Consider the following 23050-nt stretch of genomic DNA (forward strand, 5'->3'; position numbering starts at 1 on the left):
TTTTTGGTATATAAATTTTATTAAATTTCAAACGAACTAGCTCATTCTGTAGGTGTTTTTTTTTTTTTTTTTGTTAATAGAAAAAAATTTTTTTATTTTTTGAAATAAAAAACGCAAATTTGAATGAAATTTGCGTCTATTTTTCGAAAATTATGCAGCTCATTTAAGTAATTCTTTTTTACCTTTTGTAAGTGATCACATAACTGTTGCACTTACTGCTACAACTGATGTAATTAAGTTTCCGATTAACATTTTTACACCATTTGTCATTGAAGTATGAATTACATAATTTCAAGGTAAATCTTTATCTAATTTAGCATAGAAAAGTTTTTCTGCTTCTCCATCTTTTCACGAGAATTGTAAGATGTTTCCAAGTCATGAAGCCGAACCTTGACTTGTTGCATATGTTTGGCTCATTCCAAGTCAGAAACCACCAACTGCTGAAGCAATAGCTCCAATTAATAATGGGTATTTTAATGGTAAGTTAACTCCAAAAAGAGCGGGTTCTGTAATACCTAAGTTAGCTGAAATTGCTGATGAAGATACTTTAGAAACTTGTTTGTCTTTTTTAAGCATTAAAATAGCAATTAAAATACCAAATCCAACCATACCTTGTGCTATGTTAGAAACAGTAGCAATAGGTGTAATTCATGTAAATCCGTGTCCAAATTGTTTTGTTGTTTCGGTAACAAGAAGGGCTTCAATTGGTAAGAACCCTTGGTGAAGTCCTGTAATAACCAAGAATGGGTAAACAAAAGCAATAAGAGCACCACCAAGTCCAAAGAATGGGAAGTTTGTGTATGTTCACATGTTTTTGAATAATCATCCAATAGCATCTGAAAGATAACGTCCAATTGGTCCGATTAATCAGAATCCAAAAAATACTGAACCAATAACTGTTACTAATGGAATTGTTAAAATTGCAACTGATTCATGTGAAAATCTTTTAGCAAGTTTTTCTAATCAGTATCCAAGGTAAACAATCATAAGAACCGGAACAACTTGTGCTTGATATCCGATTAATGAGAAGTTAAAGAATCCTCAACTTTCTGGGAAAAGTGTGTAAGCAACATTTTTTTCTTTTAGTGTTTTAGCATCAACTGGTACTTCAGCACCAAAATTAATTGTCACAAAATCGCTTTGTGATCATGAGTTCATAAGTGATGGAGCAACCATAATAATTCCGATTGCAAGACCTAAAAGTGGTGTACCACCATATTTTTTCATTGCTGTATAACCAACAAATGCTGGAAGAGAACCTAAAATTCCACCTCCAATTAAGCTAAAGAAAGCTTTTAAAGCAAGTGCTGTTCTATAAGATGAACCAGCATTACTTGGAATAAATGCTCCAATAAAACTTTCTAAAGCAAGTGAAATCCCTCCTGCAATAAAAATTGGGATAAGCGGAATGAAAATTTCCGCAAATGCACGAATAGCAGCTCTCACATTTAAAAATAAGTTATCTTTAAATGATGAGTTAGGGTTTCATTTAAATGTTTTACTCATTTCTTCATTGCTTGCGCTAGCATTAGCACCATTTTTGTGGCTAGCTTGGTATTTTTCAAATACTTTATTAACAAGACCAGCACCAAAAATGATTTGCACTTCACCGTTAGCTACATTAACACCTTTAGCAATGTCAATTTTTTCTAACTCTTCTTTTTGAACTAAATTAACGTCTTTAACAACCACTCTAAAACGTGTTGCACAGTGGTAAACTTTGCTAATATTCGATTCACCACCAACACCATTATCGATTGTCTCAACGATTTTATTTCAATCGTAAGTCATTTTTTTCCTTTCTTCTTTAAAATTTATTTTAAAATTTGCGTAAAAAATTATATCATTTAATACAAAAATGGAAATTATTTATAAAGTTAAACTTAAATTTAAATTAACTTTTTAATCAAGGAATAAAATGAATAAAAAAAGAGATTATTATTACGAAAAACTAGAGAAAATGCAATTTTTAGCAAAAAATCCATATTATGCAGATCGATTTAGTTTTCAAAACGCATCACAAGTGAAAATCAATCATAAACTTGCAGCTAATTCTGAGTTTTTAAACAAAGTTCACATTTCACCATTTGCTGGTTTATTAAATGATCCAAATGGACTTGCTTTTTACAAAGGGTACTACTACATTTTTTATCAAAATGTACCTCAAATAGCAATGCATAAAACAAAATTATGAAGCTGCTTCCGCACTAAAGATTTTGTTAATTTCGAAAGCTTACCAATTTTAATCCATCCTTCAATTAAGCAGGATTGAGATGGTGTTTTTAGCGGCGGAGCTATCGTTGAAGATGGTAAATTAATTGCTTATTACACAGGAAATACAAAAAAATGATTAAACGAAAAAGATTATATTCGTGGAAGCGCAACAATAATGTGTGAATTTGATGAAGAAAGCTTATCATTTAAACCAAAAGAGGTTCTTTTTGAAGTAGATAAAGAGGTGTACACTGGAGAATTTAGAGATCCGTTTCCAGTTAAAATTGATAATAAATATTACCTTTTCCATGGAGCTCAAGATAAAGGAACTAAAAAAGGTGTTATTTCAATTTATCAATCAGAGCACTATTTTAAAGATTTTAAACTTTTAGGCACTTTAAAAATTAACAATTTTGAAACTCCAGATGCATATATGTATGAATGTCCAATTTTCTTTAAGTTAGGAAATTATGATGTTTTAAGTTTTTCAACCCAAGGTCAAAAATACTTTGGTGGAAATGAAAAAAATGATCATGTTTTATTTTTAATAGGTAAAATGGACTTTGAAAATTGTGTTTTTGAAACTATCAAAGTGCAACATTCAGATTTAGGGTTTGATTTTTATGCTTGCCAAATTTTTAATAATCAGCCAAGCGAGGAAGTTATTTACCTTGGTTGAGCAGCAAAACCACAAGATTTTGAAATAGCTACTTTTGATGATGGATATGCTCATCATCTTAATTTCCCTAGAAAATTAGCATTAAAAAATGGTCATATTTATCAAACTCCCTACTTTTTAGATGTTTTAAAGAGCGGAATTAAAATAAAGTTAAGCGATACTTTCATCCTTGAAAATAAGGCTTATTTGATCAATTTCAGTGATATTCAAGGTGATTTTAATTTCGAAATTTCTAACCAAAATGGTGATAATTGATCAATTAAATATCAAAATAACACTTTAATTTGTAATCGTTCAAATATGAGCTTTTTACAATCAGTAGATACAGGTTTAATTTATCAAAGAAATGTAGAAAAAATCAGTAAGTTAGAAATTATTTTAGATACTTCATTTATCGAAATTTTCATTAATGACGGAGAGCAAGTATTTAGCTCTAAATATTTTATTACAGGAGAAAAAATGATTAATACAAACCTTAAAGGTGAAATTGAAGAATTAAAATCATATAATTTTGAGCAATTGAGAGATAAAACTATTTTACTTCCTGGTGAAGCTTTAATTGATCGTTATCAAATTGAAAATAAAGTAGTTGATAAAGTGGGTGGAGCCCCATTAAATGTATGTGGAGCTATTGGTTTATTAAACAAAAACACCTATTTTTTAGGAGCAATTGGTAATGATGATGAAGGGAAAATGATCGAAAGTTTCTTTAGCAGTAACAATTTAAATAAGAATTATTTAGAAGTTTTACCTAGCTATAAAACAACAATTGCTAATGTAATTCTTGATGCTAGTGGAGAACGTAATTTTAGTTTCTTAAGAGGTGCTGATAAAGAATTTAAATTAGATAAAGCTCCAAGTTTTGACTCTTTAGTTCTTTCATCAGCTACAGCCTTTTTAGGTGGAAATTTACTTGATACTTATCATATGCTCACAGATAAAGCGGTTAATGAAAATAAAATCATTTTCTTTGACCCTAATTATCGTGATGCTCTTTATAGTCAAAATCTAGAAGATTTTGTGTCTAAAGCAAAATACTTTATTGAAAAAGCTAATGTAATTAAATTATCAGATCAAGAATTAAAGCTCATTTTTGATCTTGAAGTTGAGAAAATTAATGAATTAAAGTACCAAAACAAAATCTTCTTAATTACACTTGGAAAAGAAGGAACCTTAGTATTTTTAAATGGTCAAACTCATGTTATTCCAAGTGTTGATGCTAAAGTAGTTGATACAACCGGTGCTGGTGATTCATTTTTTGGATATTTCATTGCTCAGTTCATTGAACACGATTTTGACTTTGCAAACTTACAAATCAAAGACTTTGAGCACATTATTTTCAAAGCAAACATCTGTGCTTCATTTGTCATTCAAAAGCATGGAGCAATTGAATCACTTCCAAGTGTAAAAGATATTGAAATGAAGTTTAATGATGAATATTTTAAGAAACAATAAATTTAAATTCTTTATCTTAGGTTTATTCCTAATAGGTCTTATTTTAGGGTTTATTCTTTGTGCGGTAATCACTCAAACAAACCCTACACTTAATTTTCCTTGATATGGATGAATTATTATCCCACTTTGCACTAGCCTTTTAGTATCGATGCTAATTTACGGGGTTTTCAATATTTTTGGAGTTTTCAAAAGAATGAAATAAAAGCAGGAACTACCCCTGCTTTTATTTTTGTTGTAAGTTTCACTAAAATACAAATTGTTTCCAAGATAAAATGAAAAAATCTTGATTTACTAATTTTTTCTATTACAAGCAAACAAATTGTGTTGTCTAATTGTTTTTATTATCTTTGGTATTCATAAGTTTTGTTTCTTTTCAATTTAATGGTGTTATCATCAATAACTTCTTTAAAATAACTATCATCTAATTCCTCGTAATATTTTAATAATGCTCTACGATAAGGCTTACATACATCTAGATCTAAATTGAAAATTTTACCCATTTTTAATAATTCTTTTTGAATTAACATTGTAGCTGTTCTTTTATTTCCGTCGTTAAAAAATTGTTCTCTTGCAATTAAAAGTGGTAAAGAATAAATATCTTTTATATTTTCTATGTTATCCTCTAACAATTCATAATATTGATTTTTAATAAGAAGTGGCGGTTTATATTTAGAACCAGTTACGTTAACATTAATATTTCTAAAATTACCATAATTAAAATCCAAATCTTTCATTAATATTTTATGTAATTGCAAAATATATGCTGGTGTAATATCTAAATCATAGGTTTCAAAGATAAATTTTCAAGCGTTTTTTATATTTGTTGCAATGATAAACTTTTCATCATTTTGGCTTAAAAAATCACTATTTAAAATATTTTCAGTTTCTAGCTTTGTAATCAATAGGTTTTCGAAATAGACTTGACCTTGTAAAATATTTACAAGCTGTTTTGAATAATCTTTATATCTCATAATTATTTTCCTTTAATCTTTTTAATTCATCGATGATTTTATTATAAGTATCATTAAAAAGATTAGTATTCAAAATTCTATCGGCATTATAAAGTGCAATTTGTTTTGTAGGTTGTAAATCAAACACCAATTTTAATATTGCTTTTAAACCTCAATTAATTAAACATCCGTTATATCATTTTTCTTCTGTTGTTCTAGTATTTAATTCAATGCTTTCTCCAAAACGAATTGAATCCACCTCGATTAAACCAAAGTTTTGGTTAAAATTTTCAACTCATCAATCATTAATTAAATCAATAATTTTATTAATATCACTAGCAAATTTCGTTTCAATGTGCCTTGATATGTTAGAACTAAATAATTTCATATAAACCATCCCTTTATTAATTTATTAAAAATCATATCATAATTTTGATAAGATGTTTGATTAGATAATTTTTATTAAAACAAAAAGCAGGGACATTCCTGCTTTTCTTATTTAAATTGAGCGCTGTAAAGCGATTCGTAAAATCCTTTTTGAGCAAGAAGTTCTTCATGAGTTCCTTCTTCAATAATTTTTCCAGCATCAATAACCAAAATTTTATCAGCATTTTTAATGGTGCTAAGACGGTGAGCGATAATAAATGAAGTTCGATTTTTCATAAGCTCTAGCATTGCTTTTTGAATAATAATTTCAGTTTGAGAGTCAATGTTTGAAGTAGCTTCATCTAAAATTACAATATTTCGGTTCGAAAGCACCGCTCTAGTAATTGCAATAAGCTGTCTTTGACCTTGAGAGATGTTATTTCCATTATTTTCAATCACTGTATCATATCCATTTTCCATAGTTTCGATAAAGTGGTGTGCATTAGTTAATTTAGCTGCAGCAATCATTTGTTCATCGGAAATATTTGGATTAGCAATTTTGAGGTTATAACGAATAGTTTCATTAAATAAGAATGAATCTTGCAATATAACAGTCATATTATCTCTTAGGTTTTCAGTTTTAATTTCGTTAAGTTCATAACCATCAATTAAAATGCTTCCTTTGTTATAATCATACATTTTGCTTAAAAGGTTAATGATTGTGGTTTTTCCAGCCCCTGTTGGTCCAACAATAGCAATTGTTTGACCTTGTTTGACTTTGAAACTAGCATCATTTAATTGTCAATTTTCAAGATTTTCATTATATTTGAAAAAGACATTTTTGAAGATAATTTCACCTTCAACTTCTCTATCTAAGGTGTATTTTTCTTTGCTTAAATCAGGCTCTTTTAATTCAGTTAACCGATGCACTCTTTTTGATGAAGCAATTCCAACTTGAACATTAAAAGCTAAGCTTAAAAGGTTTTGGAATGGCCCCATAAAGTTTCAATTAAGTGAAACGTAAGTAATAATAAGTGAAGGAGTAGCAATTCCACTTTCTGAAGACCCAAAAAATGGAAGCCCTCACATTGACACTTTATTAATGTAGAAAATAGCTGCAATTCCTGAAATAATTAAGATAATAAGGTTTGAAATTAAGTTATATCAGGTTTCAAAGCTACGCGCAATAGTATCACCTTTAAATGCAATTTGACGAATTGTTTTAGTAATTTTTTTAAGGTTGCTAAAAACAAATTTTTGTTGATTAAATGAATTAGTAACCATTGTATTATTAAGTGATTCTTCGACAAAAGCATTAAGCAAACCAAAGGTATTTTGAGTTTGAGTAAAGTATTTCTGTGCTTTTTGAATAATTAAAAACACCGAAAAGAATAAAACTAATGTTAATGGAATAACTATTAATGAAAGTTTAAATGAAATAAGGCAAAGGAAAATACCTGAAAAAACAATGTTAAAGCAACTACTAAAAATTTGACTAGTGATTTGAAAAAGTGAGTTACCAACGTTATTAACGTCATTAATTAATGACGAAATTAAATCACCAGCTTTTTGTGAATCATAGTATTTAATAGGCATTTTATAAAGTTTATGCATGATTTTTAAACGTAAGTTAGTTGCTGCAATAAATGAAGCTTTAACATAAAAAAGAGCTTCTAAATATTTAAAAATACCATATAAAATAAACATTAAAGCAAGGCAAGAAAGGAAAATAAGGAACTGAGTTCATTGAAAAATTGGCACTGCACCATTTATATATGGTTCAAAATAAAGATGCAAAATTTGTCCAATTAAAATACTTCCTGAAGTGTACGCAAGTGAGTTTAAAATTGCAAAAAGTAGACCTAAATAGTAATATTTCTTACTTTCTTTTAAATATGATCAAAGAACTTTAAACACCTTAAAAGAAGAAAGGTTATTACTTTTAGAGCTAGAATGAGATACTTCTTGTCTAACTTTTTCTAAAGTTAATTTTTCCATTTTTCTCCTTTTATTGTTCTAATTGATTGTGATAAATTTCTCTATATCACTTGCATTCTTTAGTTAGCTGTTCGTGTTTTCCTTTTGCGATAATTTCACCTGCATTAATAACTAAAATTTCATCAGAATGCTTAATTGAGTTAATTTTTTGTGAAATTATAATTGTGGTGCAATCATAATATTTTTTGATGTTTTCAATTAACTTTTTAGTAGTTAAATTATCTAAAGCACTAGTTGAATCATCTAAAATTAAAATTTTTGGATTTACTAAAAGTGAACGGGCAATTGAAAGTCTTTGTTTTTGACCGCCAGAAAGGTTTTTCCCTCTTTGATACACTGGATGATCAAGTCCATCATCAAAACGGTAAACAAAATCAATAGCACAAGCTGCGGTTAAAGCTTTGCTAATTTCTTCTGCAGTTGCGTTCGGCTTAGCAAAAAGTAAATTTGATCTAATTGTACCTGCAAAAAGCTGTGATTCTTGATAAACAATAGCTAATGATTCGCTTAAATCTTTTGAATTAATTTGATTAAGCTCTTTATTATTGATTAAAATGCTTCCTTCAGTATATTTAAGGTTATTAGCAATTAAAGTTCCAATTGTAGTTTTACCACTTCCGGTTGGTCCAATTATTCCTAAAGTTTTTCCTCCATTAACTTTGAAGTTAATGTTTTTCAAAATGTATTCAGGTGAATTTTTATAGTATTTAAAGTTAAAATCTTTAAATTCAACCGAAAAGTCTTTAGTTGGTAAAGATTTATCTAAAACAAGCCCATCAGTTACATTTAAATCATCATAAGGTTTTTCTAAAATCTCAACAATTCTTCCAGCACTAGTTTTAGCTCTAAAAAGAATTCCTAAAAATTGTGAAAGCATTAAAATACCAAATGAAATAAGTACTTCATATTCAATAAAGACGTTAATTGTGGCAAAAAATTGTCTTTTATCGCCGCTAATGTCATTTAAATTGTATGCAGCAATATAGTAAATAGCCACAATAACAAGGTTGATAATGGCAAAAAAGGCCGGGTTACCAATTGCAAAATAGCTAAAGGTTTTAATTTCGACACTTGATCATCTTTTGTTTGCTAAATCAAACTTGTGTTTTTGCTTTTGTTCTAAATTGTAAGTTTTAATAAGTTTTGAACCAATGATTGATTCTTCTACTTCTTTAGTAATTTGGTCTAAGTTTTTTCTATTTTTCTTAATGAGTGGATTTACTAATTTAAAAATAAGTAAAAGCACAAACACAAGAACCGGTACAACTCCAATAGCTGCTCAAGAAAGATTTACATCAGTCAAAAATGAAAATACCACTCCGACAATGATAAAAAATGGAGCACGAACTAACGAACTTGAAGCACTCATTAAAAAGTCTCAAAAGATGGCAACATCATCATTAATTCTAGTAATTAAAGTTTCGGTTTTAAGCTCTGCAATATCTTTAATGCTTAATTTTTGGTACTTTTCAAATAAAGTGTTTCTTAAATGGTTTGAACTAAGCTCGCCAGCATAAGTGGTAATTAGCACACTACCAATTGACGTAATTAATCCAAAGATAATCATTAAAATAACTATAATAATTAGTTTGGTAATTGCTTGGGCTTGCGTATTGGAAGGGAATAAATTGACTTTGTTAAATAGCACTATGTAATAAACTTGGCTGACTTCATTTGAGCTAGGAGCAATTAATGAAAGGAACTGGCTAAGTAAAATTGGTAAAAACATCGTAATTACAACGTTAATTAAAATCAAAATAATACCTATTAAAAATAGAGTTTTTACTTTTTTTGGCAAGAGTTTAAATACCTTTATCATAACAAACCTCCTTTGGTATTTATTTGATTTATTTTGCTTTTAAATAGCTTAATTAACCTTATATATTAATAATTTTTAAATTATAACACTTTAAAATTAAAGATTCAATAATTCTAAATTTTAGAGTAGAAAGTAAAAAGTTATGCACCTTTTGCACGCAACTTAAAGGTAGCTACTTGTGAAATTTAGCTATGGCAAATAAAATTCCGCCAATGATTAATGAAGCTAGATATGAAACTAAAACAATAGTATTTTCAATACTTCAAGAATGACCTACAATCATTGGGAATAGGTAAATAACAATTAAACAAATAAGCAAAATCATCACTAAATAATAGATGATTTTTTCATATCAAGGAATTGTAATTACTTTATTTTTTTGCTCTAAAATTAAAGCTGTGATGAAAGTGAGCACATATTGAACCAAAAATGAAATAGTTCCTATTTCGATAACTGAAAGGAAGAAGTTTTTAAGATTTAAAAACTCAGGGAGAGCCCAAAACACTATTAATGAAAAAATAGTAAGTGCAAGCGAGAAATAAATAGCATTACGATATTCACCACGTGAATTAGTTTTGATTAAGAATTTAGGCAAATATCCATCTTCTGCAAGCGGAATTAATTGTCTTGAATTAACTAAAACAGTTGAAATCTTTGATGAAATTTGATTAAAAATAGTTCCAATTACAAAAATCACAAGTCCAGTAATTGATCAGGTTTTAAGAAAAATATTGCTAAATTGCCCATTTAAAATACTTGAGTTTACCCCTAAAAGCACTAAGTAAAATATTAAATAAAACCCAACAATAAATCCGAAAGACAAAAATAGTACTTTTTTAATTTTATGAGTTTGCGCATCTTTAGTCATTGCAGCAATGCTTTCAAAACCACCAAAAGCATACATAAATGAAATCGCTGAGCTTGAAATTAAATAAGCGTATTCACTTTTAGGTTTATCAATTAACCCACTAAAATTAGTTGAGTAACTTGGATTTTCAAAAGCTAAATAAACCGAAAGCAGAAGGGCTAAAAAGATAATAGTTCATTTAATAATTGCTGAAAGATAGATAACTTTTGTGCTTAATTTTAGACCAAATGTAGAAATAAACATAAGCAGAATGTAAAATAAAAATGAAATTCCTCTAACAATTGAAATTACCATTTGATTATCAGTAACTACTGAAATTGCTGTAGCTAAAAATAATGGTCCAGCTGCTGAAAAAATTGGTCCTTGCATAAATTGACTTCAACCAACTCAAAAAGCAAATAATTTCTTAGCTTTAGAATCCCCTATTTTTTTAGCATAGTAATATGATCCGCCATATTCTTCGCTATACACCGCTGCTAATCTTGAAAAAACTAGAACAATTCCTAAGGTAATAAATGAAGTTAATAAAATAGTTATTAAACCTAGAGCTTTTAAATTTGTAATGGTTAAAATGGTGCTAACAAAACCAAATCCAACTATAAAGTTAATTGTGAAGAAAATGAAGTTTTTCTCACTGAAAGCTCTTGTGCTTGATTGTGTGTTCATGAATATAATTTTAATGCAAAAAGTTCAAAAAAGAAATGAAAAGCAAGCTTTTTTGTTATTTTTGGTTTTATACACTTTTTTCACCTAACTATCATAAAACCTAATTTTTATAAAAGGTAATGCCTAAATTAGATGTAAAAAAATTGTTTCTAAAACTTTTAATTTTAATTAGGAAAATATAAATAATTTAAGCGTGCTTTTAGTAGCAAAATTGTTAGATAAAATCATTATTGATTTTTTACATTTTGGTAAAATTCAATCTATGAAAAATAGGGTAAGACGTAATATTCATTTAGCAATTAAATGGATATTGATTAATTTTTGCGATATTCACTATCCTGCGCTCGAAAAGTTTGTAGAAGAATATTGCGAAAATATCTATGATTGTGCCTCCCAGTTGAATAATTAATTATTCAATTTAAAATAAAGGAGGAAAATAATATGCAAAGTGTTAAGACAAACACAAAAAAGAATAATTATGTTATTGAATTAGTTGAAGTTACCAAAGAATTTGGTAATAAGACTGTTTTAGACGAAGTTAATTTAAACATTAATCGTGGAGAGTTTGTAACTCTTCTTGGACCTAGTGGCAGTGGTAAAACTACTATCTTAAGATTACTTGGTGGTTTTGAATGAGCTACCCGTGGTGAAATTAAATTTAATGGACTTGACATTAAAGATCTTGCTCCATACAAAAGAAACGTTTCTACAATTTTTCAAGATTATGCACTTTTCCCGCACTTAAATGTTGAAGGAAACATTATGTATGGACTTAAATTAAAAAGAGTTCCAAAAGATAAAGACAAAATTAGTCAAAAAACAATCGATAGATACCAAAAGAAACTTGTACAATGAGAAGCTAAAGCAGCTGCTAAAATTGCTAAATTACAAGAAAAACAAGACCAATATGAAAAAGAGCTTGAAGCCTTAAATGAAGAGACAAAAGAATACAAAAAACGTCTTACTTGACTTGATGATTCAGATTTTGAATATTCATATTGGGAAAATTATGTAAGCGAAAAATCAAAAGCTTTTGAAAACCGTCACTTTAAACGTAAATTAACTAGTGAAGAAACACAAGAAGCTATTAATAAAATCATTGAAATTGTTGGTCTTAAAGGAAATGAAAAAAGAAGCATCAATGAACTTTCAGGAGGAATGAAGCAACGTGTTGCTCTTGCTCGTAGTTTAGTTATTGAGCCTGAAATTTTACTTTTAGATGAGCCACTTAGTGCTCTTGATGCTAAAATCCGTAAAAAAATGCAAATTCTTCTTAGAAGCGTGCAACAAGAACTTGGTCTTACATTTATTTTTGTTACTCACGACCAAAATGAAGCTTTAGAACTTTCAGATCGCATCGCTGTTATGCGTGATGGAAAAATCGAGCAATATGATACACCTAAAAATATTTATGATTTCCCAGTTAATATTTGAGTTGCTAAATTCATTGGTGATTCAAACATTTTTGACGCTAAATTCTTAGAAAATGGGAATGTAAAACTTCTTGGTAAAGAATTTAAAACAGTTCATGAAGGTGATGAATTTGCAAAAGGTCAAATTCTTGATGCATTAATTAGACCTGAAGATATTGATATTATTGCAGAACCTAAATCAACCGAAGGAAAAATTAAAGGTACAGTTTCAGATATTTCATATCGTGGAAGTTACTACTATATTAAAGTAGATATTTCTGAAACTCAATCAATTTTTGTAGAAACTGCGAAAAAATTTGAAGAAGGCGAAACTGTATATTTAAGCTGAACAATCGATTCAATTCATTTAATGAAAAAAGACGCTAAGTGAGATTATTCTAACGATGCTTTCCAAAATTAAACAATTAAACTTTAATCGTCGTTTAGCTTTAGCCATTCCTTATTTTTTAATCGCAATTCTTTTAATTGTTTTACCAATTATTTTAATTTTCACTAACGCTGTTGTTGGACATGAAGAAGGATTTGACAACTGAATTTTAGTAAAAGAATCAAACACTTGAAACATCATTGGACGGAGCTTAAAAATTGGGGTTATCTCTTCATTTTTATGTCTTATTATTGCTCTTCCATACTCATATTTTATTTCAACATCTAAATCTAAAATTTTCCGGATTTATGCACTGAGTTTAATTATTAGTCCAATGGCAATTTTCACTATTGCGAAAATTTATGCTATTAAAGGATTATTTTTAGCTATGGTAGCTGACCCTAAATCATTAAATGCTGAATGATTTATTATTTTAGGGCTTACTTTCTTAAATATTCCACTTATGGTTATGCCGCTTTATACAGTCTTTAAGGATATGCCTAAAAACATTGTTGAAGCTAGTTATGACCTTGGGTATAACTCATTCCAAACAATGTACAAAGTTATCATTCCATATGCAACTAAAGCAATTTTAAGTGGTATTGGTATGATTTTCCTAGCTAGTGCTACCACCTTTGTTATTAGTAAAAAATTACTTCCAGATGGATCACAAAAACAATTAATCGGGGACTTAATTAACTCAAAAATTAATCCAGGTAACAAATTTGACTTAAGCTCAGGTAGTGCTTTAGTTGTTGTTGTTAGTGCTATTTTCATTGGAATTTACTCACTTACATTAATTGCTCCAAAAGTAATTTTCTTCTTCAAGAAAGGAGCGCACTATGAGTAAAATTGTTGAAATTTTAAAAAGAAGCTACATTTACATCATTTTAACTTTAGTGTATGTACCCTTAATTTTTGGTTTTGTCTTTTCATTTAACCAACAAACTAAAAAAGGTGAATTCAACACCACTTGAACAGTAGGAACTACTGATAACTGAGCTAATTTATTTAAAGATGGACGTGATTTAGCGCTTGTAAATACTATCTTACTTGCATTGATTGTTAGTTTTTTAGTTATTTCACTTTCACTTATCACTGTTTATGCACTTTATAGACAAAAAAATAAATTAGTGCGTTCTTCAGTTATTTCTACTTCAAATATTCCGTTAATTAACCCAGATAACATTACAGCTATTGGTCTTGTGCTTGTATTTGGAATTTTCTTTGGAATTATCTCAACAGATAGCGAAGGATTTGGAAGATTAATTATTGGACATACAGTTATGGCTCTTCCATACGGAATTTCACTTATGCTACCTAGAAGTGAGAAATTTAATAATAACCTTTTTGAAGCAAGCCAGGATTTAGGGTATTCAAAAATTGCTTCATGATTTAAAACATATTTTATTTACATGATTCCTTCAATTATCATGGTTGCTATTGTAAGTACATTCTTAAGTTTTGATGATTTCATTATCGCTAGAACTGTATCAAATACATCAACACTTGGAACTAAACTTTATGAAGGTTCATTCCAAGCTTGAGGACTTGTTTTTGGTTCAATTGTGTTATTTATGACAATTATTGGAAACATTATTTACACAGTGGCTAAAAGCAAAAGTCAAAAATAATGTTTAATAAACTTAAAAAATATCGCAATGTTTTAATAGCAACCACAACAGTAGCCGCAGTTACTGCTGGTGTTTCTGTTACTTTACACCAAAAACTGAAAAAACCTTTTTTACCTAGTTTTTACAACTTTAAAGCCTACATGTCAGAAGAAAATAAAGGGATTATTTCTAAAACTTTTGACTATAAGCAATTTTCAGAAATTAACGAATTTTACAATGCTATTTTAAATAATAAAGCAGCAGCTGGAATTGGGACTGACTTTTTAGCTACCCAATTAATTCGTAAACACTTAATTGCTAAAATTGATTACTCAGTGCTTTTTGATATGCCAATTCTTAAAGATAATTATGAGCTTACCAAACAAATGGTGAAATTAACTTTAAGAAAAGACATTTGAGACCATCTTGAACAATACGATAAGTACTTAGAAAAAGATGAATTTGGCAGAGATTTAAATGCTCATTTATGAGAGTATTTCTATCCTTATTTTTCGCAAGATGCAGTAGTTGCTTATAACATAAATAAAGTTACTCCAAGTGATAAAGAACATCTAAATGAAGAAGGTGAAATTAATTTTGAATCATATCATAGCCAATATGGTGATGATTTATATCACATGGCTAATTTGCTTAAAATAATTAGCGAAAATGGTTACAAAAACTGAATTATTACTGATGCAATAAGAGATAACCTTTTATATGGCTCATCATACTGACTTATTCCGGATGAAAAAAGACGTACATCAGAGCATTTTACTGGTGAAGTGGAAAATAATACCTACTCACAACTTATTGACTCATTTATTTCATTAATTAAAGATGGAACTGGTTTTGACGTTAAAGATAGTGAGCACATTACTTTTGAAGGAGATGGTCTTCAAATTGTAAATAATTTAATTAACCACCAAAGACCTGATATTAACGCAGCGATTATGTATAATGGTGATGCTATTGATTCATATTATGGTGAAGATAATTTCCCCGGCGAGGTTGGAGAAGGTGAAATTAGAGTGGTTAAACCTAAATTCAACATCCTTTTAATTGATGGACTGGTTCTTTCGGATAAAAATACTGAAAAGCAAAACTTTGAGTACTTAAATGTATTTAAAAATTCATTCTATAATAATTTACCTTCATTTAAATCACTTTATGAGCAATTTAAAGAGCAAGGAATTAATATTTTTGATAGCTCAACTCTCGAAAAAACATTCTATGAAAAGGCGTTATTAGATATTTGAAGCAACCTGAAAGTTTCAGAATTTGAGGAAATTTTCACCAAAGAAGAAAGTGAAGTTTTAGTAAACAAACTTAGCCAAATTCTTAGCTGAAGTAACTTAGATAACCAACAAATTACTGAGCATTTTAAAGAGAGCAATCAGCTACATAAAGCCTTTTTAGATGGTGAAAGTTCTGAAGATGCTGCTCTTGAAGATTGAGCCACTTTCTATCCACAAGTAATTCAAAAATACTTGCAAGATAATGGTATTGATGGATTACTTGAACAAATTGTAAGTATTCAAACCAAAGAAAAATCACTTCAGTTATTTGATGATGCAATTAATGCTTCTAAAGATCAAGCATATAAACTTACTTTAAAATACTTATTAAAAGGATTTGAAGAAGATTTTAAAGATTTAGAAGAAACTTTAAACGAAAAAGAAGCTCTTTTAGCATATTTTGCTAGAAAAATTGCTTTAATTAACTTTGCAAATGAAGCAATTGAAGCTAAAATTGCTGAAAAATATCTTTCTTTAGATAATTTTAACTTCATTAACTATAACCCTACTCAAGAAATTGATTATGATTTTGTGCTTAGAAATTACTTTGCAACACCAATTGATGGATATGATCCAAAAGTTATTTCAATTTATGAAATTGTTGAAAGTAAAAATAACACCCACAAAGGTATCTTGCCAGTAGATGAAAAACTTCAAAGTTTAATTACAACTACATATTTCCAAAGAACTAAATCTTAATGAACATAAGGCTTTAATAACTTCAATATCTGAGTTTCTGTTTTAGCGCCCAAATTATTTTATTTATTATTTAAACTCAGTAATTGATGGTTTGGTTTTATTACAAACAAAAAGGCCTTAAAAATAGATAGATTCATAAAATAGATATATTGGTTCATCCTGAATTTCAGGATGAACTTTCATTTTATCTAACACAAATTTTGCTTAAGCAATTATTACCAAAAGCACTATTTTTCTTTATAATTTTTATTATGAATCAGAAAAAAGCACATAAGATAGGTTTCTTTGCTTCGCTTGCAATTAGTGTTTCAAGTGTTATCGGGATTGGAATCTTCTTTAAAAATATTAGTATTTTTAAAAATCAAGCAATTGAAAATTCAAACGATTTTAGTTTGTATAGTTTCTTAGTTGTTTGAATTTTAGGTGCGCTAATCTCGCTTTTAACTGCTTATTGCTTTCTACAAGTTTCCAAATCAGGACATTCAAAAAGCGGATTATCTGGTTGAATCGCTAATTTATCTACTCAAAAGCAAGGGTATATTGCAAAGCTTTATCAATCGTTTCTATACTATGGACTTTTAAGTACGATTTTACCTATTTTTTCTACTGAAATGATTTTTAATGCTATTGCTTCAATTAAAGGAATTAATGTAACTAGCATCCATTTCGGGTATGTTGTATTAACTAGCATATTTGTTGCTATTTTCTTAATTGCGCTTAATTTTTTTAAATTAAAAGCTTCAGTATGATTGCAGCAATTTTCATTTTTCTTCAAAATAATTCCTTTAATTATTGCTATTATCATCGCATTTATTGGTAGTTATAATTCGCCAAATGTAGATACAGGAACTTTAAATGATGGAGCAAATGGGGTCGCAAGCACCAAGCAGTTTAATTTTAGCGGACTTGCGCTTTCGCTTCCAATAGTACTTTTTGCTTTTGATGCTTTTTTAATGATTGGAAATCTTGCTGATGATATGAAAAAACCAAAGCAAATTCCAATTGTATCTATTTTAACCATTATAATTTCGGGTGTTATTTACTTTTTCATTTCACTCGGAGTCGCTTTAACTGGTTATGCAAACGTAGTTGATATTTTTAAAAGCATTTTTAAGGATCCTTTACAAAAAGAAACCAAGCAAGTAATTGAAATCATTATTTACTTTATGCTTGGATTTAGTGGCTTTTTTGTATGTAATTCAATTTATTTAGGGACATTAAGAGGATTTCAAGCTCTTGTAGAAGAAAGAGGGGTTATTGGATATAAATTCTTTACTAAGCTTGACTTAACAAAACAAGGACTTGGTGGATTTATCTTATATTTAATTGTTTTTGGTATTTATTTTGTGCTTCTAACTATTCCTTCAGTTATTTTAAATTCAGATTCATTAATTGACACTTTTTCAAATATCCCAATTAACATTTTCTTTTTAGTTTATGCTTACACAATCTTTTTGGCTCTAAAAAGAAATATTCAAACTAAAGAACCAGCTATTAGATTTTTCAAAACAATTTCAGCGCTTTGCATCATTACCATTGTTGTTATAATGGGATTTGACATAATTTATCGTGATATTTATCTTGCTTTTATTGTTGGTGGTAAAAGTAACAGTGGGCTTTTTTATAGTTCTAGTTCATGAAAATACATTTATGATGGAATTTCATATTGAGGATTTTTACTAATTACATCTTGTTTTGTGTTTCTCAATTATAAATTTAATTATCACAAGGTTCATTTAATTCCACAATCCTAAAACACATTTTGAAAGAAACTATAACAATTTTTAACATTTAATACAGCTTTTTAAACATTTTTTTGACAGTTTAGCAAAAGTATCAAAAAGAGTGTTGAAAAAGTTGTATTATTTTAATATAATAAAATTTATAGGAGAAAAAATGGTGGTGAAATGAACCCTTCAAAGGGCTATAATTGAGGTTTCTCTTTTGGAAGAAAAACAAGATAATTTAAGAAAACAAATTAGTTCTTTTGTTATCCCTGTTCCTTTCGATTTAAAAGATACTCCAAATCCAGTTGTGAGAAAAAAACAAAAGAAAGTGCTTGATCAATTTTTAGTTGTTTCACGCAATATTCTTGAAATAAAAAAAGCAATCAACAAAGCAAATCAAAACACGGAATCATTGATATGATTCAACAAAATAAAGTTTTGCGCGACAATTCTAATTTCTTAAGATTTGTACTAAGATCAGAAAAGATAAATGTAGAACATATGGGGATTATTTCTTATCAAACACTTATTCAGGAAGAAATTGAAAAAATTCTTCGTGATAATGATGAGAAAATCGCAAATAACACTAAAGAAATTGAATTGAAGAATTCAAAAGTTAATATCACAGTTAATATTAAATAGTTTATTTTAGTCGTTATGGCTATTTTCTGAATGTTCCAATTTTTAATATCACTTATTACAATTACAGTTTATTTATACGACACGACGACTGATTTTACAATTTACATTTAACACTTTATAAACTGCATAATATTCGTTTTTAGTAGGGAAATAGCAAAAACTGCATTTGCGGAGTTATATTTAGGCTTTTGATAACTAAAACAACACCCTAATAAGGTGTTGTTTTTATTTGCATATTTGGTAATGCTGGCTTAATTTATCAATGAAATATTTATCGTTAATAGGAATTTGCTCTTTTGATAAAGCTCAAGTTACAATAAAGAAGTAAGCAATGAATTTTTGATTAATATAAATTTGTTTTTCATGTGATTTTACGTTGTAAAAGTTTAAAAATACTTCTTCTTGCTCATCAGATAAATCAGTAGCTGCTATAAAAAGAGCTAAATCAAAAAGTCTATTTCCCATCGAAGCATACTCTCAATCTACAAAATAGAGTTTTTCATCCGTTTTTAGAATATTTGAAAAATATAAATCATTATGAATTGGATAATTATTTTGATTATCACTAGCAAAAATTTGCTTTACAAGAGTAAAAGAATTAATAATTAATTCACTACTTCTACCTCATTTTTGAATAAGACTTAGGAATGATTCAAGTCTTTTTATCATAAAGTTATCTTGAAATTTTACTGAAGAAGAGTGCAATTGTTTTAAATTAGTAGCTATTTTCTCTAAATTCTCATTTGTAGGAGCAAACTTTTGATTTTCAATAAATTCTCAATAGACAAATTTATCATCTTGTTTAATGAATTTTGGAACAAAATCAAATTGATTAAGTAATTTGTAATCAACGTTATGATTAAATCCATTTAGAATTTTTTCTTGGCAGAAAATTTCGCCATCTTTATAAGAAATATTGGTATATCCTTTTTTTATTAATTCCATTTTTAATCCTTAAAATTTACTAATGCTTGTTTCTAAATATTCAAGTGCAGGTTTTACTATTTTAAAATGTTTTAAGTATTTAAACTGTAAGAAAAACTTGATAAATACTTGTGTAGTTGATAGGTTTTGAACCATTAAAAAAGTATCTTCATCTGATTTAAATTCAAAAATATTAATATTTTTTTGAAAGTTAAAAACTTGCTTGACACTAATGTAGGTTCTTTTATCAAATCCTAAAAGTTCATTTCTTAAAATAATTAATTTTTTCATATATTTATTTATATGACTTTCAAATTTAATGTTTTTTATAAGATATTTAATTGGCAACTTTCTATATTTAAATAAAAATGTATAGCCAACATTTTTATTTGTCATAACGATAAATTTAAGCAATTGCTGTAATTCTTCCAATTGAAGAGTGTGCGAAATTTCTTTTCGATTTAAAAATTTCAAACTATCTAAAATAAAGAAATCCACTCCATTATATAAATTAATATTTCGAATGAATTTGTCTGTTTCTGAATTTAAATGTACTATTTTATAATTAAAAACATCTAATTTCATCCTACAAATTTGCGTTCAAGTTTCATTATCTTCAACTAATCCAAAGTCAATTCTTTGAGTAATTTTAATTTTCGAAATAATGTCAATTAACTTTTTAGCAAGGTCGCTTTTCTCTTTATTTTTAACTATTTTGTATGAAGATTGAATTAAGTTGGTAATTACAAATTCGTTTATTTCAAAGGTTTTTTTGTACTTATTAATAACATTAATAAATTGATTAGTTAAATTCTTTTCATCATTGTCATTTTCCAAGTTAATTGTCTTAGTTAAATAATTATTATTTGAAATGCTAAAGGTGTTGGTGTTAAAAAACACCTTTCCTTTTTGCTCTGGGGTATCTTCATCTTTAATTTCAATATTGAAGTTGTAAAATACTTTACTAAGTGAAACCACATTGCTATAATCAATTGTTAAAGCAACTTCTACACCTATTTTCTTGAGCAATTGGCATAATTTTTTAATATTACTAATCTTAATTTCGACAAAATATTTATCAGAATTATCCCCAAAAAAAACTTCATTTAAAAGTGAAAATAAATCAGGAACAACCACTTTTACTTTTATGTAATCAATAGTTTTGATATATTCATATAACGAAGAAAGATATTGGTTAAATTCTTCTAAAGAAGTGTTAATAACAGTGTCAGAATCCATTGAAATTAGGTAAATTGCATCTTTAGAATTTCTTAAAATCTTTGCAGAAAACTTATTAAAAAGACTCATTTTTGCTCCTAGTTAATATCTTGCAAAGTTTTTGATAAGAAAACTTTCAAAGATTTCGTTATTTTGATCAGTAAATGTTTTTAAATGCTTATCTAAGATGTCTAAATCCTTAAGTATTTTTTTAATTTCAATAATTGAGTATTTATTTAAAAATGCGAAAGCTTTTTTAACTCTATATTCATGAACGTTAAGTTCTTTACTAATTTGAACAGCATTTAAATTTAGCTTCTTTAAATTATAAACTTGGTGCGCCAAAATGAAAATAGAAGATATTTGTGCAATAACTAAAGGTAAAACATCTCCTTCTTTCATTTTTTCTCGATATTTACCATAAATGAACTTAAAGTTTTTAGTTTCAATTGCATTTGAGATACCAAAAGGATCGTTTAAAATGTAATCTGAAACACTTTTATCAATGAAATTACGCGAAATAGTTCCTTTAAATGAAATTAACTTGTCACATTCTTGCATGATAATGTTTAAATCATCAGGCATTTTACTTAAAAAATAAGCTACATCTTCTCTGTTAATTTTTACCTTATTTTCGTTTAAATATGTATAAACTTGTGAAGTTAAATCTTTTTGCGCGATCTTTTCACACTTTATTTGCTTTGCATTTGAAAGCAGAAAATCACTAAAAAGGTTTTTAGTAATTTTATCTGATCCATGAACAAAAACAACTTGATTAACATCTTCATTAGATAAAGCACTAATTAAATTTTGAAATTTTTGTTCTTCTTTTTTAGTGATTTTTTCACTTAAAGCACTAAAATTTTCAACAATTATTAATCTAGCAGGTGAAAAGAGAGATTTAAACGAAATAGTTTCAGTAAGTTCTGAAATATCTACATTTTCTTCAAATTTAATAATGTCATTTTCATTAAATTTTTCTTTTATTTCATTGACATTTTGCTTTATTAAAAAACTTTCAGTTCCATATATTAAAAACATATTTTAATTATATAAAATTGTTTTAACTTTTTTAGTTTTAAAAAGAAAGCATTGATAAGTAAAAGTTAAAAGAGCAAGCAGAATTTGGTTAATTAAATTTATTTCTATTTTTCATACAATTGTGAAAAACAGCAGATTATTCAGAATAAGCTTTAAAGCATTTGCAATGAAAAACGTCAGCGGTCATACTGGTCAAAAAATAAATAGAGAAATGATGAAAAACTCATAAAATAGGTTAAAAAAGAGTGAATATAAAAAGGAAAACACATTAAATTGTGAGCTAAAAAATACAACTAGTAAAATTGATAGGATTCATATTTTAAAATAATCAAAAATAATAGATTTTTTTAGTTGTGGTTTTTGCATTCCGTAAAGCGAAAAGCAAAGAAGATATGATAATCAAAATCCATTATTCAAAACTTGAGTTGGGTTGATAAAAGAAGTAATTAAGAAAGTAAAAAAGAGAATTTTAAATTTATTTATTTGCTCTTTTTCCAGGGCTATTAGTTTATAAATTCAATAAATCAAAAGAAATATAAATGCTCTATTTGCAGATGGTGATTTATTGATAATGAGATAATAAAGAAGCATTAAGGTTATAGAAATAATACTTTTGGGATCAATTTTTCTAAAGATTTTACTTAAATAGTTAAAAATAATATTAAAGTGAAGTCCGCTAATTACAACTAGATGAATAATCCCTAATTTATTTACATCAAAGATAAAATTATTTTTCTTTTGAGATATAAATCCAAAGACAATTGGAAAAACTATTTCTTCATATACATCACTTTTAGATATGTAAAAATTGTAAATTTTGAATTTTCAGTTCCACAAGTTATTTTCTTGGATTTGATCAAATTTTATTTGATAATAAATTCCTTTAGCTCATAAATTCGTATCTTTTGTTTTAAAAATTGTTCCATTAACTTCATAATGACTAAGTAATTTAAGACCATTTTTTTCAATAAAAAACTTTCTTCCGTATCAGTTTTGTAAAACACTTCCTTTTGAATAAAAAGAAATGCATTCTAAGTTAGCATTTACCTTATTTTCAGAGTCAAAAAACATTA

General features: G+C 27.6%; 18 protein-coding genes. 8 read left to right on the top strand and 10 right to left on the bottom strand.

Features of this window, described 5'->3' with window-relative positions:
* Nucleotides 1-150: 150 nt before the first annotated feature.
* Nucleotides 151-1791: a PTS transporter subunit EIIC gene (locus GOQ20_RS03290; RefSeq protein WP_167845385.1), complete on the bottom strand. Its 1641-nt coding sequence runs from the start codon at nt 1789-1791 to the stop codon at nt 151-153.
* 127 nt (nt 1792-1918) lie between these two features.
* Between GOQ20_RS03290 and GOQ20_RS03295 the strand changes: the two genes are divergently transcribed.
* Nucleotides 1919-4348, top strand: a complete 2430-nt coding sequence (locus tag GOQ20_RS03295; protein ID WP_167845386.1) for a PfkB family carbohydrate kinase — start codon at nt 1919-1921, stop codon at nt 4346-4348.
* Nucleotides 4349-4689: 341 nt separating this feature from the next.
* Here the strand turns inward: GOQ20_RS03295 and GOQ20_RS03300 are convergent, their stop codons facing one another.
* The 5 genes from GOQ20_RS03300 to GOQ20_RS03320 form a co-directional block, all read right to left on the bottom strand.
* Entirely contained in the window at nt 4690-5319 is a 630-nt protein-coding gene (locus GOQ20_RS03300) for a Fic family protein (RefSeq protein ID WP_167845387.1), read from the bottom strand.
* Nucleotides 5309-5686 (bottom strand): hypothetical protein, encoded by a 378-nt coding sequence (locus GOQ20_RS03305; RefSeq protein ID WP_167845388.1) that lies wholly within the window; start codon nt 5684-5686, stop codon nt 5309-5311. The genes GOQ20_RS03300 and GOQ20_RS03305 overlap by 11 nt, the downstream gene beginning before the upstream one ends.
* A gap of 107 nt (nt 5687-5793) precedes the next feature.
* The gene (locus tag GOQ20_RS03310; protein WP_167845389.1) at nt 5794-7662 is read right to left on the bottom strand and encodes an ABC transporter ATP-binding protein; all 1869 of its coding nucleotides are present in this window, start codon (nt 7660-7662) and stop codon (nt 5794-5796) included.
* A 10-nt stretch (nt 7663-7672) separates the two neighbouring features.
* Entirely contained in the window at nt 7673-9481 is a 1809-nt protein-coding gene (locus tag GOQ20_RS03315) for an ABC transporter ATP-binding protein (protein WP_167845390.1), read from the bottom strand.
* 172 nt (nt 9482-9653) lie between these two features.
* Nucleotides 9654-11015 (bottom strand): APC family permease, encoded by a 1362-nt coding sequence (locus GOQ20_RS03320; RefSeq protein WP_167845391.1) that lies wholly within the window; start codon nt 11013-11015, stop codon nt 9654-9656.
* A gap of 441 nt (nt 11016-11456) precedes the next feature.
* Between GOQ20_RS03320 and GOQ20_RS03325 the strand changes: the two genes are divergently transcribed.
* The 7 genes from GOQ20_RS03325 to GOQ20_RS03355 all read left to right on the top strand — a co-directional run bounded on the left by GOQ20_RS03325 (nt 11457) and on the right by GOQ20_RS03355 (nt 18794).
* The gene (locus GOQ20_RS03325) at nt 11457-12848 is read left to right on the top strand and encodes an ABC transporter ATP-binding protein (protein ID WP_167845392.1); all 1392 of its coding nucleotides are present in this window, start codon (nt 11457-11459) and stop codon (nt 12846-12848) included.
* Complete coding sequence (locus GOQ20_RS03330) at nt 12832-13665, top strand: ABC transporter permease (protein ID WP_129619946.1); 834 nt, start codon at nt 12832-12834, stop codon at nt 13663-13665. Before GOQ20_RS03325 ends, GOQ20_RS03330 begins: the two co-directional genes overlap by 17 nt.
* On the top strand, nt 13658-14449 hold the full coding sequence (locus GOQ20_RS03335) for an ABC transporter permease (RefSeq protein ID WP_167845393.1): 792 nt from the start codon (nt 13658-13660) through the stop codon (nt 14447-14449). Before GOQ20_RS03330 ends, GOQ20_RS03335 begins: the two co-directional genes overlap by 8 nt.
* Entirely contained in the window at nt 14449-16425 is a 1977-nt protein-coding gene (locus GOQ20_RS03340) for a hypothetical protein (protein WP_167845394.1), read from the top strand. The genes GOQ20_RS03335 and GOQ20_RS03340 overlap by 1 nt, the downstream gene beginning before the upstream one ends.
* 251 nt (nt 16426-16676) lie before the next feature.
* Nucleotides 16677-18179, top strand: a complete 1503-nt coding sequence (locus tag GOQ20_RS03345) for an amino acid permease (protein ID WP_167845395.1) — start codon at nt 16677-16679, stop codon at nt 18177-18179.
* A 142-nt stretch (nt 18180-18321) separates the two neighbouring features.
* Nucleotides 18322-18615: a hypothetical protein gene (locus GOQ20_RS03350; RefSeq protein ID WP_167845396.1), complete on the top strand. Its 294-nt coding sequence runs from the start codon at nt 18322-18324 to the stop codon at nt 18613-18615.
* A 38-nt stretch (nt 18616-18653) separates the two neighbouring features.
* Entirely contained in the window at nt 18654-18794 is a 141-nt protein-coding gene (locus GOQ20_RS03355; RefSeq protein ID WP_167845397.1) for a hypothetical protein, read from the top strand.
* A gap of 225 nt (nt 18795-19019) precedes the next feature.
* Here GOQ20_RS03355 and GOQ20_RS03360 read toward each other — a convergent pair whose 3' ends face one another.
* The 4 genes from GOQ20_RS03360 to GOQ20_RS03375 are packed head-to-tail and all read right to left on the bottom strand — an operon-like array spanning nt 19020 to nt 23048.
* Nucleotides 19020-19739 carry a phosphotransferase family protein gene (locus GOQ20_RS03360; RefSeq protein WP_167845398.1) on the bottom strand — a complete coding sequence of 240 codons (720 nt, stop codon included), beginning with the start codon at nt 19737-19739 and terminating at the stop codon, nt 19020-19022.
* A gap of 9 nt (nt 19740-19748) precedes the next feature.
* Nucleotides 19749-21026, bottom strand: coding sequence for a hypothetical protein (locus GOQ20_RS03365; protein ID WP_167845399.1), 1278 nt, complete (start codon nt 21024-21026; stop codon nt 19749-19751).
* A 12-nt stretch (nt 21027-21038) separates the two neighbouring features.
* The gene (gene holA, locus GOQ20_RS03370) at nt 21039-21977 is read right to left on the bottom strand and encodes a DNA polymerase III subunit delta (protein ID WP_167845400.1); all 939 of its coding nucleotides are present in this window, start codon (nt 21975-21977) and stop codon (nt 21039-21041) included.
* A gap of 3 nt (nt 21978-21980) precedes the next feature.
* Nucleotides 21981-23048 (bottom strand): ComEC/Rec2 family competence protein, encoded by a 1068-nt coding sequence (locus GOQ20_RS03375; RefSeq protein WP_167845401.1) that lies wholly within the window; start codon nt 23046-23048, stop codon nt 21981-21983.
* Nucleotides 23049-23050 lie beyond the last annotated feature (2 nt).

The sequence above is a fragment of the Mycoplasmopsis gallinacea genome, assembly GCF_012220205.1.
In the GTDB taxonomy this organism is placed as follows: Bacteria; Bacillota_I; Bacilli_A; order Mycoplasmatales; family Metamycoplasmataceae; genus Mycoplasmopsis; species Mycoplasmopsis gallinacea_A.